11 protein-coding genes are annotated in these 12,119 nt (G+C 65.5%); 3 read left to right on the top strand and 8 right to left on the bottom strand.

The genetic code is table 11. The features are described 5' to 3' along the window. Positions 1 to 49: 49 nt before the first annotated feature. The 8 genes from D6B98_RS25715 to D6B98_RS25680 all read right to left on the bottom strand — a co-directional run bounded on the left by D6B98_RS25715 (position 50) and on the right by D6B98_RS25680 (position 8,284). Complete coding sequence (locus D6B98_RS25715) at positions 50 to 574, bottom strand: NADH-quinone oxidoreductase subunit B family protein (RefSeq protein WP_126259686.1); 525 nt, start codon at positions 572 to 574, stop codon at positions 50 to 52. Positions 575 to 577: 3 nt separating this feature from the next. After that, positions 578 to 2,092 (bottom strand): hydrogenase large subunit, encoded by a 1,515-nt coding sequence (locus D6B98_RS25710; RefSeq protein WP_126259685.1) that lies wholly within the window; start codon positions 2,090 to 2,092, stop codon positions 578 to 580. 3 nt (positions 2,093 to 2,095) lie between these two features. Next, complete coding sequence (locus D6B98_RS25705; protein WP_126259684.1) at positions 2,096 to 3,535, bottom strand: hydrogenase 4 subunit F; 1,440 nt, start codon at positions 3,533 to 3,535, stop codon at positions 2,096 to 2,098. After that, positions 3,532 to 4,194 carry a hydrogenase-4 component E gene (locus D6B98_RS25700; protein ID WP_028138582.1) on the bottom strand — a complete coding sequence of 221 codons (663 nt, stop codon included), beginning with the start codon at positions 4,192 to 4,194 and terminating at the stop codon, positions 3,532 to 3,534. Before D6B98_RS25700 ends, D6B98_RS25705 begins: the two co-directional genes overlap by 4 nt. 1 nt (position 4,195) lies before the next feature. Beyond that, entirely contained in the window at positions 4,196 to 5,152 is a 957-nt protein-coding gene (locus tag D6B98_RS25695) for a respiratory chain complex I subunit 1 family protein (RefSeq protein WP_126259683.1), read from the bottom strand. Continuing rightward, positions 5,149 to 7,149, bottom strand: coding sequence for a hydrogenase 4 subunit B (gene hyfB / locus D6B98_RS25690; protein ID WP_126259682.1), 2,001 nt, complete (start codon positions 7,147 to 7,149; stop codon positions 5,149 to 5,151). The genes D6B98_RS25695 and hyfB overlap by 4 nt, the downstream gene beginning before the upstream one ends. Before the next feature lie 13 nt (positions 7,150 to 7,162). After that, positions 7,163 to 7,435 carry a helix-turn-helix domain-containing protein gene (locus D6B98_RS25685; protein WP_126259681.1) on the bottom strand — a complete coding sequence of 91 codons (273 nt, stop codon included), beginning with the start codon at positions 7,433 to 7,435 and terminating at the stop codon, positions 7,163 to 7,165. Positions 7,436 to 7,738: 303 nt separating this feature from the next. Then, entirely contained in the window at positions 7,739 to 8,284 is a 546-nt protein-coding gene (locus D6B98_RS25680) for a MarR family winged helix-turn-helix transcriptional regulator (RefSeq protein WP_126259680.1), read from the bottom strand. 177 nt (positions 8,285 to 8,461) lie between these two features. On the opposite strand from D6B98_RS25680, the gene D6B98_RS25675 reads away from it, so the two are divergent. The 3 genes from D6B98_RS25675 to D6B98_RS25665 are packed head-to-tail and all read left to right on the top strand — an operon-like array spanning position 8,462 to position 12,007. After that, complete coding sequence (locus tag D6B98_RS25675; protein WP_164718862.1) at positions 8,462 to 9,502, top strand: branched-chain amino acid ABC transporter permease; 1,041 nt, start codon at positions 8,462 to 8,464, stop codon at positions 9,500 to 9,502. Positions 9,503 to 9,509: 7 nt separating this feature from the next. Next, on the top strand, positions 9,510 to 11,279 hold the full coding sequence (locus tag D6B98_RS25670; RefSeq protein WP_126259679.1) for a branched-chain amino acid ABC transporter ATP-binding protein/permease: 1,770 nt from the start codon (positions 9,510 to 9,512) through the stop codon (positions 11,277 to 11,279). Then, positions 11,276 to 12,007, top strand: coding sequence for an ABC transporter ATP-binding protein (locus D6B98_RS25665; RefSeq protein ID WP_126259678.1), 732 nt, complete (start codon positions 11,276 to 11,278; stop codon positions 12,005 to 12,007). The genes D6B98_RS25670 and D6B98_RS25665 overlap by 4 nt, the downstream gene beginning before the upstream one ends. Positions 12,008 to 12,119 lie beyond the last annotated feature (112 nt).

Genomic DNA, 12,119 nt, shown 5'->3' with positions numbered 1-12,119 from the left:
CCGTGCGGAAGCGAATCCAGGACATTCGCAGCGACGGCGCGTGGGCGGCTTAGCGTTTGCCGCCGACGTGCTCCAGCAGCGCGAGCAGACCCTTCAGCAAGTCCGTCGGTGACGGCGGGCAGCCCCTGATGTGCAGATCCACCGGGACAGTCTCGGATACGCCGCCGACGCAGGCGTAGCTGTCTCTGAACATACCGCCATCGACCGCACAAGCGCCGACCGCGACGACCCATTTCGGATCTGGCGTCGCGTTGTAGGTCCGCTCCAGCGCTTCCCGCATGTTCTTCGTCACGGGACCCGTGACCAGCAGCACGTCGGCATGGCGTGGCGAGGCGACGAAGCGCAGGCCGAAACGTTCGATGTCGTAGAAGGCGTTGGAAAGCGCGTGGATCTCCAATTCGCAGCCGTTACAGGATCCGGCATCGACCTCGCGAATGGCAAGAGAACGCCCGAGCCGGGCCTGGGCAGCACGGTCGACCTTGGCTGCAAGCTCGGCCAGCGCCGAACCGTCCGGCGCCGGAGCGGGCTCCGTCAGCGAACCATGGGTGAGGCTTTCGAGCAGGGTCTTGCGCATGGCTTAGAGGTCCACGCCCGAATAGGAACAGTTGAACGATTTGTTGCAAAGCGGGAAGTCGGCAATGATGTTGCCGTCGATCGCGGTTTCCAGCAGCGGCCACTGGAACCACGACGCGTCGCGCAAGTGGCAGCGGTCGACACGCAACTCGCCATCGAGCCGCAGCCAGACCAGAACGTCGCCGCGGAAGGCCTCGGTGAGCGCCATGCCTTCACAGCCACCGCCGCCGCTCCGGGCTGGCAGCGCGGTTTCGAGTTCGCCAGGGCCAAGCCGGTCGAGAATCTGCTCGATCAACGCGACGCTCTGCTCGACCTCGCGGATCCGGATCCAGACCCGCGCGTTCACGTCGCCGGCCTGCAGGACCGGCACTTCGAACGACAACGCGTCGTAAGGCATGTAGGCCAGCGCCCGCCGCGCATCGAAATCGCGGCCCGAGGCGCGGCCGACATAGCCGCCGGCGCCAAACTGGCGCGCATATTCCGCCTTCACGATGCCTGTGGTGACGGTGCGGTCCTGCAAGGACGCCGTGTTGTCATAGAGCTCGATCAAGCGCGGAAAGACCTTGCGTAGCTCCGCGAGCAGCGCGCGTAGCGCGGAAACGCCGTCCGGCGCAATGTCACGCCTCACGCCACCGGGCACGATGACGTCCAGCATCAGGCGATGGCCGAACGCGACGTCCGCAGCGCGCAGGCAACGCTCACGCAAAATGCCGGTCTGGGCATGCATCAGCGCGAACGACGCGTCGTTGCAGATGGCCCCGATGTCGCCCAGATGGTTGGCGAGCCGCTCCAGCTCCGCCATCAGCGCCCGCAAGAGGGTCGCTCGCCTCGGCGCCTCGATCTGCAGTGCTGCTTCCACGGCACACGCAAAGGCGAAGGCATAGGCGACGGCGCTGTCGCCGGAGGCGCGGCCGGCGAGCTTTGCCGCGGCCTCGAGGCTCGCCCCCTGCATCAGCGACTCGATGCCCTTGTGGGTGTAGCCGAGCCGCTGCTCAAGCCGCACCACATGTTCGCCATTGGCGGTGAAGCGGAAATGGCCGGGCTCGATGATCCCGGCATGGACCGGGCCGACCGCCACCTGGTGCAACGCCTCGCCCTCTGCCGGCAGGAATTGGTACGGCCGCACCTCGCGCGACGCGTTGCGGCCGGAGAGCGGATGGGATTGGCCCCAGGCGTCGTGATCGAGCCACGGCCGCAGATCGTGCGCAGCTGTCGGAACAAGCCCGAACAGATCATGGATGGTCCGCTCCAGCCGAAGCGCCGGCAGATGACGGTTGGCGACGCTTGGAAATGTGGCGGCCGCACACTCGAAGGTGACGACCGCGATCGCGGCCGAGCCTGCATCGAGCATCGCCATATGCACTGCGGTCGGCTCGCCCCAGAAGCCGAGCAGTGTGAGGCCCCCCTCGACGAGCCGATCGATCGCCACCTGCCAGCCCGCTTCCGTCACGACGGCGCGCGGCCAGGGCCGGTGCGACGACACCGCTTTGACATGGGGGATGCTGTCGAGGATGCCCATCGCTTATCCCAGGAGCTTGGCGACGTTCTGGAAGCCGGTGACCAGCACCGGCGGCAGATAGATGCCGGCCATCAGCACCAATCCGAGGTGTATGAACATCGGCACGTAGGAGGCTTCGGCGGGTGCGGTCCTGCCTTTGGGCTCGCCGAACATCACCACGCCGACCCGCAGGAAAAGCCCGCCGAGCGCGATGATGATGCCGAGCACCAGGATCACCGTCAGCCAGGGCGCGCGGGCGAACGTCGAGCTCACCACCAGAAACTCGCTCATGAAGATGCCGAACGGCGGCAGCCCGACGATGGCGATGACGCCGAGCATCAGGCCCCAGCCGAGCACGGGGTTGGTCGTCGTGAGGCCGCCGATATCGGCGATCTTCTGTGTGCCCTTGACCTGGGCGATATGGCCGACAGCGAAGAAGATTGCCGACTTGGTCAGCGAATGCATGGCCATGTGCAACAGAGCCGCGAAATTGGCGAGCGGGCCGCCCATGCCGAAGGCGAAGACGATGATGCCCATATGCTCGATCGAGGAATAGGCGAACATCCGCTTGATGTCGCGGCGCCGGTACAGCATCAGCGCGGCGAAGATCACCGAGATCAGGCCCATGGTCACCATCAGCGGACCCGGCGCGATCGCCTCGGAGTTGACCGCGAGCATCATCTTGAAGCGCAGCAGCGCATAGAGCGCGACATTGAGCAACAGACCGGACAGCACGGCCGAGATCGGCGTCGGGCCCTCGGCATGCGCATCCGGCAGCCAGGCGTGCAACGGCGCGAGGCCGACCTTGGTGCCGTAGCCCAGCAAGAGGAAGACGAAGGCGACGTTGAGCAATGCCGGGTCGAACTGTGCGGCGTGCTGCACCAGCACCGTCCAGACCATGCCGTCCAGGCCCTCGCCCACCGCGGGGCGCGCCGCCATATAGACCAGGATGGTGCCGAACAGCGCGAGCGCGATGCCGACGCTACCGAGGATGAAGTATTTCCATGCGGCTTCCAGCGCCTCATGGGTGCGGTAAATGCCGACCATCAGCACGGTCGTCAGCGTCGCCACCTCGACCGCGACCCACATCAGGCCGATATTGTTGGCGACGAGCGCGAGGTTCATCGCGAACATCAGCATCTGGTACATCGCGTGATAGAAACGCAGGAAGGCCGGCGTCAGCCGCCCGATCTCGATTTCGTGTTGGATGTAGCTCGCGCTGAAGACCGAGGTCGTGAAGCCGATGAAGGTGGTCAGAATTATGAAGACCTTGTTGAGGTCGTCGAGCAGCAGATATTGCCCCGACGCCGGCTCGATCGCGAAGAAGGACAGCGAGGTGAGGAAGGTGGCGAGCGCCGCGACGATGTTGAGCTTTGCCGCCAGCATGTAGCCAGGCAGGATCGCGAGCAGAGCGGCCGAGACGGACGGGATCAGCAGGATCGCACCGAGCGCATCGATCGTCATCGCCGCTCTCCCCGGAAGCGATCGAGCGCCTGCACGTCCACGCTGTCAAAGCGCTCGCGGATGCGGAACAGGAATATCCCGATCACGATGAAGGCGATCAGCACCGAGAAGGCGACGCTGATCTCGACCACCAGCGGCATGCCCTTGGCTCCGGTTGCCGCCAGCACCAGCCCGTTCTCCAGCGACATGAAGCCCACGACCTGGCTCACGGCGTTGCGTCGCGTAACCATGATCAGGAGTCCCAGCAGCACCACCGACAGCGCGAAGGCGAGGTCCTCGCGCGCGAGGGCATCGGCGCCCGGCGTCACCCGCAACATCACCACCATCGACAGCGCGACGAGGCCTATCCCGGCCATCATCGTCAACCCGATGCCGATCACGTTCTCGATCTCGCGGTGGATACCGAGCCGCTTGATGATCCGGTGCAGCGCCACGGGGATGATGATGGCCTTGAAGACCAGCGCGATCAGCGCCGTGATATAGAGATGCGGCGCCTGCTGCACATAGGCCTGCCAGCCCACCGACAGCGCCAGCACGCCGGCATGCAGCGCATAGACGTTGAGCAGCGCATAGAGCCGATCCTGATACAGCATCATGAAGCTCGCCAGCACCAGGGAGCCGGCGAGCAGATGGGCGATATCGAATTGAAGGCTGCTCATCTCACAGGCTCCCCGACACGAAGCGCAACAGCGTGGCAAGCAATGCCAGCATCAGCGCCGCGCCCAAGAACTCCGGAATCCGGAACACGCGCATCTTGGCGATCGCGGTCTCGAACACGGCAAGCAGGAAGCCGAGGACCGTCAGCTTGCCGAGATAGACCAGCGCGCCAAGAGCGAGCCTTGCAACGCTCGCATCCGCGGTCGCCGTGCCCCATGGCAGAAACACGCAGGCGATCAGCGAGACATAGAGCAGAAGCTTGAGCTGCGACGACAAGTCGATCAGCGCGAGATGCCGCCCTGAATATTCCAGCACCATGGCCTCGTGCACCATCGTGAGCTCGAGATGGGTGGCGGGGTTATCGATGGGGATACGGGCATTCTCCGCCAGCGCCACGATGGTCAGCGCCACGAACGCCATCCCCAACGACACGCGCAGGCCGACCGCGTCCGAGCCCATGAACTCGGCCACCGTGGGGAGCTGCGTCGAGCCGGCGATCATTGCAACCGAGAACGCGGTGATCAGCATCGCGGGCTCGGCGAGGGAGGCGATCATCACCTCACGGCTGGAGCCGATGCCGCCGAAGGCGGTTCCGACGTCCATGCCGGCGAGCGCCTGGAAGAAACGGGCGCTGCCGAGCAGCGCAGTGATGGCGATGAGATCGGCGGTCCAGGAGAACAACAGACCATTGCCGAAGGTCGGCACCAGCGAGGCGGCGACCCAGGTGCCCGCGAAGATCAGATAGGGAATGACGCGGAACAGCCAGGAGGCGTTGTCCGCGAGCACCACGTCCTTGCGCATCAGGCGGATGAGGTCGCGATAAGGTTGGAGCAGCGGCGGCCCGCGCCGGCGTAGCAGCCGAGCCTTCACCTTCCGCACGAAACCCGTCAGCAGCGGCGCGAGCCCCAGCACCAGCGACATCTGCGCGCCCTGGGAGAGGATGTCGCGCAGCTCGTTCATAGCGCCACCACCAGCAGCAGCACGACCAGCGCCACGAACACCAGCGTTAGGTAGCGGCGGATGCTGAAGAACTGCAGGACATTGATGCGCTCCGTCGCAAAGCCGATGGCCTTCGCGATCGGCGCGTACAGCCCGTCCCAGATCAGATCGTGCAGTTCGACCTTGAGCCGCGCGGGAAGCGCCGAGGACGGCGGCGGCATCTCGCCGATCTCGCGTGCGCCAAAGATGACGCTGCCGAACACGCGGCGGATCGGCTGCGAGAAGCTGGAGGCCGAGTACTGGATCGCCGGGTCCGCGTCGGGATAGCCGCAATCCCAGGCCGGCGCGCGGCGCAAGCGGTCGGAGGCGAGACGGTGAATGGCTGACGCCGCGGCCGTGCCGCAGAGTGCCGCGAACAGGAACACCAGAAGGCCGTTATAGGAGCTGCGGCTTTCCGCAATCGGTACGATCGTGAGCCACTGCAATCCGACCTGATGCGGCATGATGTTGCCGACCATGTCCTTGCTCACCGGCGCCAGTGCGTCGATGAACAACCCGGGGAGGATCCCGGCAATGAGACAGAAGGCGGCAAGCGCGAACATTGCGGTCAGCGAGAAGCCGTCAGTCTCGCGCGCTGACGCCGCCACATCCGAACGCGGCCGACCGAGGAAGCTGATGCCGTAGAGCTTGACGAAGCAGGCCGCGGCAAAGGCGGCCGCGAGCGCCAGCAATCCGCCGACCGCCGGAATGACCAGCTTGAGGCCCCAAGAGGGCAGTTGCGGTGACAGCAGGATCGCCTGGAAGGTCAGCCATTCCGAAACGAAGCCGTTGAACGGCGGCAAGGCCGAGATCGCGACGCAGCCGACCAGCATCGCGAACGCCGTCTTCGGCATGCGATGGATCAGGCCGCCGAGCTTCTCCATGTCGCGCTCGCCGGTCGCTCCCAGCACCGCGCCGGCGCCGAAGAACAACAGGCTCTTGAACAGCGCGTGATTGAAGACGTGCAGCATCGCCGCGGTGAAGGCGAGCGCCGCCACCCAGTCGAGCCCTTCCGCCTTGAAAGCCAGCGCCAGCCCGAGGCCGGTGAAGATGATGCCGATGTTCTCAATCGTTGAATAGGCGAGCACGCGCTTGATATCGCGCTGCATCAGCGCATAGAGCACGCCCAGCGTCGCCGTCGGACCGCCGACCAGCAGCACCACCATGCTCCACCACCACACCGGTTCGGGCACGAGATCAAAGACGATGCGCACGAAGCCGTAGACGGCGACCTTGGTCATGACGCCGCTCATCAGTGCGGAGACGTGGCTGGGCGCGGCGGGATGGGCGAGCGGCAGCCAGGCGTGCAGCGGCACCAGGCCGGCCTTGGAGCCGGCACCCAGCAGCACGAGGATGACCACCGTGCCGGTCAGCTCAGCGGAAGGATGCGAGGCTCGGATCGCATCGAAATCGTAACCGGCGTCGCTCGCGAGCAGGCCGAAGGCGAGCAGCAGCGCCAGCGTGCCGAAACTTGCCATCAGAATATAGACATAGCCGGCGCGGACATTCTCCGGGTCCCGGTGATGCGACACGACCATCGCCCAGGAGGTCAGCGACATGAATTCCCAGGCGACCAGGAAGCTGAAGGCGTCGTTTGCCAGCACGACGACGTTCATCGCTGCGAGGTAGGCGGGATAGAACGGCAGCACGCGGCCGGGGGAATCCTCGTGCCGGCCGTAACCGAGCGCGAACAGGCTGGCGGCGACGCCGCCGAGATTAACGACGACGAGGAAGAAGGCGGACAGCGCATCGAGGCGGAAATGAGCACCGAGCCAGGGCAGTCCGATCGGCAATATCGCGCTCGGCGCCGGCTGAGGGGGATAGAGCAGACCGGACAGCGCCGTAACACAGAGCGTCGATGTGGCGATCAGGCATCCGCCGTAAAGGATGATCGAGCCGCGCGGGCGCGTCGACAGCACGATTCCGGCAGGAGCCAGCGCCAGCAGAGCGGCCACCGACCATAGCGCGACGGCGATCATGGCCGGTCCTCGATCATGGTTTGTCGTCCGCGCTCGGAGGTGGAGATTTCAGCCGCACCCCGCGGCCCCCGGCGCTTGACACCGCCCCCTCGGCGATCAACTCGATGCCGGCAACCGACAGCGCCTCAACCAGCTTCACCAGGGAATCGACATTGCCGCGGATCACCCCTTCGGAGGCCTCCATGCGCTGGATCGTCGGCAGCGACAGCGAACAGCGCTGCGCGAGTTCGCGCTGATCGATCCTGAGCAAGGCACGGGCGGCTCGAAGCTGCGCGGCTGTGATCACGGTGCAGGATGTCCGTGGCGATTACAATGATTGATTTGCCAAGCTTAGGGCGCATAAAATGATGTTTCAAGCATCATTTTATATATGCAGCGCGTCATATCCGGTCGACGTCCTCGGAACTCACGCGCTCGCACCAGCAGGCTCGTCCCTATTCAAGGCGCGCCTGACGCGCCCCCGAGCGTTATCGTGCAGCTGTCTGGCGGACCGTCCAGGAACGACAGAGCGAGAGGAGAGACGCGGACACCGCGACAGAAGCCAATCAGGCCGGGGCGCGCTCGCGCACTCGGGGAGTGACTGCCCGCCTCAAAACTCGTTGGCGATCTTCGAAAGCATTGCAATCAGGGCTTCGCGGTTGCTTTGCCCGAGCAGATCGTTCAGCCGGGCCTCGTGCTTGGTGGCGACGAGCTTCTTGGCGCGGGCCAGCACGGCCTTGCCCTTGTCGGTCAGCACCAGGATGTGCGAGCGGCGGTCGTTGGTGGAGCGGATCCGCGCGCAGAGGTCGCGGCTCTCGAGGTTGTCGAGCATCGCCACGAAGTTCGGCCTCAGGATGCCAAGGGTGGAGGCGATCTCGGTCTGGTTACGGCCTGGATTCTTCTCGACCAGCAGTAGCACGGAGAACTGCGCCGGCGTGAGCTGGAGCGAGGCCATGCAGCGCAAGAAATTCTCGAACACCTTGAGTTGCGCCCGCTTCAAGACATAGCCGAGCTGTTCGGAAAGCCCGCCGAGCTGGAGCGCCTCGGCAGCCCCCTGCCCCTGCGATTCGGCCGCGTCCTTGCGGCCCTTGGCCGGGTCGGCCGGCTTTTCGGAGGTCTTTTCAGCGGTCTTTTCAGCAGCCTTGGAAACGGTCATCGCCTCGTGCTCGTAATGCCGTTAAATTCGGGACGGGTCGTTCCCCACCCTTGATGTTATATTTGATAATTGTTATGGACCATATCAAATATCGCATGCGTGTATCAATGGCTGTGAGCGGACCGTCCACCGCAATCGAGGGGACCGGTTCGTAATATTGAGGGGGAGCGTCCGGTCTTGAATACCACCATCATGCTGTTCCTGGTGCAGGACGGCATCACCAATGGCGCGATCTATGCGCTGCTCGGCCTGGCGCTGGTGCTGGTGTTCGCCGTCACCCGCGTGATCCTCATTCCCCAGGGCGAGTTCGTCACCTACGGCGCGCTGACCTATGCCTCGCTGGCCGCGGGTCAGATGCCGGGGACGGCAAAGCTGGCGCTGGCGCTGGGCATCGGCGCCTTCGCCTTCGACCTGTTCGTGGCGCGCAAGGCGCTGCACGGGCGGCTGGTCGTGCGCAGCTTCATCACGAACATCGTGCTGCCCGCCATCGTGCTGGCGGTGACCGTGTACTTCGCCGCCCAGAAGCCGCCGGTCGCGATCTGCATCGCGCTGTCGCTGGTGATCGTCTCGATGATCGGCCTCTATCTCTATCGCATCGCGTTCCAGCCGCTGGCGCACACCTCGGTGCTGGTGCTGCTGATCGCTTCAGTGGGCGTCCACCTCGCGCTGCAGGGCCTCGGCCTGCTGTTCTTCGGCGCCGAAGGCCAGCGCGGGCCTGCCGTGCTGTCCGGCGCCTTCACCGCCGGCGCGCTGCGCTTCACCGGCCAGAGCATCACCGTCTACGCCATCACCGTCGCCTTCATCGTCGGGCTCTGGCTGTTCTTCGGCCTGACGCTCTACGGCAAGGCGCTGCGCGCGACCGCCGTGAACCGTCTCGGGGCGCGGCTCGCGGGCATCCGCACCACGCTGTCGGGGCAGATCGCTTTCCTGCTGGCCTCGGTCATCGGCGCGCTGTCGGGCATCATGATCGTGCCGATCACGACGCTCTATTACGACTCCGGCTTCCTGATCGGCCTGAAGGGCTTCGTCGCCGCGATCATCGGCGGCCTCGTCAGCTACCCCTTGACCGCCGTCGCGGCGCTGGTGGTCGGCATCGTCGAGGCGTTCTCGTCCTTCTATGCCTCCAACTACAAGGAGGTGATCGTCTTCATGCTCTTGATCCCCGTGCTGCTGCTGCGCTCGCTCGCCGCGCCCGCCGTCGAAGAAGAGAAGGACTGAGGCCAAGATGCAGAGCCGGCTTCCTATCATTGTCTTCGCACTCGTGATGGCGGCGATCCCGTTTGTCCCGGGGATGCCCCCGTTCTGGATCGTGCTGCTCGACAATATCGGCCTCGCGGCCCTGGTCGCGATGGGCCTCGTGCTGCTGACCGGCGTCGGCGGCCTGACCTCTTTCGGACAAGCCGCGTTCGTCGGCTTCGGCGCCTATACCACGGCGGTGCTGTCGACGGCCTATGGCCTGTCGCCCTGGCTGACGCTGCCGCTGTCGCTGGCGGTCAGCGGATCGCTGGCGGTGCTGCTCGGTCTGATCACCGTCCGCCTCTCCGGCCATTATCTGCCGCTCGGCACGCTCGCCTGGGGGCTCGGCCTGTTCTATCTATTCAGCAAGCTGGAATTCCTGGGGAGAAACGACGGCATCTCGGCGATCCCGCCGCTGTCGATCGGCACGTTCAAGATGCTCTCGCCCGGCTCGATCTATTACGCGATCTGGATCGCCGTGATCGTTTCGGCCCTGCTGACGATGAACCTGCTGGACTCCCGCACCGGCCGCGCCATCCGCGCGCTCAGGCGCGGCCATGTCGCGGCGGAAGCCTTCGGCGTGCATACGCCGCGCGCCAAGCTGCTGGTGTTCATCCATGCCGCCGTGCTCGCCGGTCTTTCGGGGTGGCTCTACGCCCATCTCCAGCGCGCGGTGAACCCGACCCCGTTCGGCGCGCATATGGGCATCGAATATCTCTTCATCGCCGTGGTCGGCGGCGCCGGCTATGTCTGGGGCGGCGTCCTGGGCGCGGCGATCGTCGTGGTCCTGAAAGAGGTGCTGCAAAGCTATCTGCCGCTGATCCTGCCCGGCTCGGGACAGGTCGAGACCATCGTGTTCGGCATCATGCTGGTCGCGCTGCTGCAGCTTGCGCCCGGCGGCCTCTGGCCCTGGCTGATGTCCTTCCTGCCGGAGCGCACCAGTGGCAAGAAGCCCGACACCTCGCAGAGGCTGGAACATCGCGCCCGTGCGGTCGGCGAGTCCGGCGTCCTGCTCCAAGTCGACAAGGCGCGAAAACAGTTCGGCGGCGTGGTCGCGGTCAACAACGTCTCCTTCGACGTCCAGGCCCGCGAGATCGTCGCGCTGATCGGCCCGAACGGCGCCGGCAAGAGCACGACCTTCAACCTGATCACCGGCGTGCTGTCCGCGACGTCGGGCTCGGTCTCGGTGCTGGGCAAGAAGGTCGACAACGCGCCGCCGCAGGAGATCGTCAAGCTCGGCATCAGCAGGACCTTCCAGCACGTGAAGCTGGTCCCCGACATGACCGTGCTGGAGAACGTCGCGATCGGCGCGCATCTGCGCGGCCATTCCGGGCCGATCTCCTCGATGCTGCGGCTCGATCGCGCCGACGAGGCAAAGCTGCTTGCGGAGGCCGCCCGCCAGATCGAGCGTGTCGGCCTCACCGAGCAGATGCACCAGCTCGCAGGCTCGCTCTCGCTGGGACAGCAGCGCATCGTCGAGATCGCGCGGGCGCTCTGCGTCGATCCGATGCTGCTGCTGCTCGACGAGCCCGCCGCGGGCCTGCGCCACATGGAGAAGCAGCGGCTGGCGACGCTGCTGCGTGACTTGCGCGACGGCGGCATGAGCGTGCTCCTGGTCGAGCACGACATGGGCTTCGTCATGAACCTCGCCGACCGCATCGTGGTGCTCGATTTCGGCACCAAGATCGCCGAAGGCACCCCCGCCACGATCAAGACCAATCCCGAAGTGATCAAGGCCTATCTCGGAGTGGCGGCATGAGCGCGCTGTTGTCCGTCACCGATGCCCATGTCGCCTATGGCAAGGTCGAGGCGGTGCGCTCGGTCTCGCTCGAGGTCGGCACGAATGAAATCGTCACCATCGTCGGTGCCAACGGTGCCGGCAAGACCACGCTGCTTTCGGCCATCATGGGCATCCTGCCGCTGAAGGGCCGCGTCGTCTTTGCCGGGCAGGATCTCGCCCGGCTCGACATCGAGGACCGCGTCGCGATGGGCCTCGGCCTCGTCCCCGAGCACCGCGAATTGTTCGTGACCATGAATGTCGAGGACAATCTCGAGCTTGGCGCCTTCCGTATCGAGAGGTCCAAGGCGAGGGCCTCGATGGAGCGCGTCTACACGCTGTTTCCGCGGCTGAAGGAGCGGCGCAAGCAGCTCGCCGGTACGCTCTCCGGCGGCGAGCAGCAGATGCTCGCGATGGGCCGCGCGCTGATGGGCGAACCGAAGCTGCTGATGCTGGACGAGCCGAGCCTCGGCCTCGCCCCGATCATCGTCGCCGACATCTTCCGCATCGTCACCGAGCTCCGCGCCGCCGGCGTCTCCGTGCTGCTGGTCGAGCAGAACGCGCAGGCAGCGCTGAAGATCGCGGACCAGGCTTACGTGATGGAGCTCGGCGAGTTCGTGCTCAGCGGCAAGGCCAGCGACATCGCCGCGAACGAGCGGGTGGCGGCGAGCTATCTCGGCTTCCAGCACGAAGGCGCGAGTGTGTTGTGACTCTCACCCTCCCCTGGAGGGGGAGGGTCGCTTCGCATGCAGCGGAGCGAAATGCGGAGCGGGGTGGGGTGACGGTCTCTCCCCATCCAACACTGCCCGATCGGAGAGATCA

The organism is Bradyrhizobium sp. LVM 105, assembly GCF_003957705.1.
Lineage (GTDB): Bacteria > Pseudomonadota > Alphaproteobacteria > Rhizobiales > Xanthobacteraceae > Bradyrhizobium > Bradyrhizobium frederickii.
Note: the sequence above shows the minus strand (reverse complement) of the source record. Positions and strands in the feature narration are given on the sequence as shown.

Bases quoted from the DNA above. Each gene is read 5' to 3' on its own strand.
- hyfB (WP_126259682.1), bottom strand. From the start codon at position 7,149: ATGATCGCCGTCGCGCTATGGTCGGTGGCCGCTCTGCTGGCGCTGGCT.
- D6B98_RS25710 (WP_126259685.1), bottom strand. From the start codon at position 2,092: ATGGGCATCCTCGACAGCATCCCCCATGTCAAAGCGGTGTCGTCGCAC.
- D6B98_RS25695 (WP_126259683.1), bottom strand. From the start codon at position 5,152: ATGAACGAGCTGCGCGACATCCTCTCCCAGGGCGCGCAGATGTCGCTG.
- D6B98_RS25705 (WP_126259684.1), bottom strand. From the start codon at position 3,535: ATGACGATCGATGCGCTCGGTGCGATCCTGCTGATCCCGTCCGTCTCG.
- D6B98_RS25665 (WP_126259678.1), top strand. From the start codon at position 11,276: ATGAGCGCGCTGTTGTCCGTCACCGATGCCCATGTCGCCTATGGCAAG.
- D6B98_RS25680 (WP_126259680.1), bottom strand. From the start codon at position 8,284: ATGACCGTTTCCAAGGCTGCTGAAAAGACCGCTGAAAAGACCTCCGAA.
- D6B98_RS25670 (WP_126259679.1), top strand. From the start codon at position 9,510: ATGCAGAGCCGGCTTCCTATCATTGTCTTCGCACTCGTGATGGCGGCG.
- D6B98_RS25700 (WP_028138582.1), bottom strand. From the start codon at position 4,194: ATGAGCAGCCTTCAATTCGATATCGCCCATCTGCTCGCCGGCTCCCTG.
- D6B98_RS25715 (WP_126259686.1), bottom strand. From the start codon at position 574: ATGCGCAAGACCCTGCTCGAAAGCCTCACCCATGGTTCGCTGACGGAG.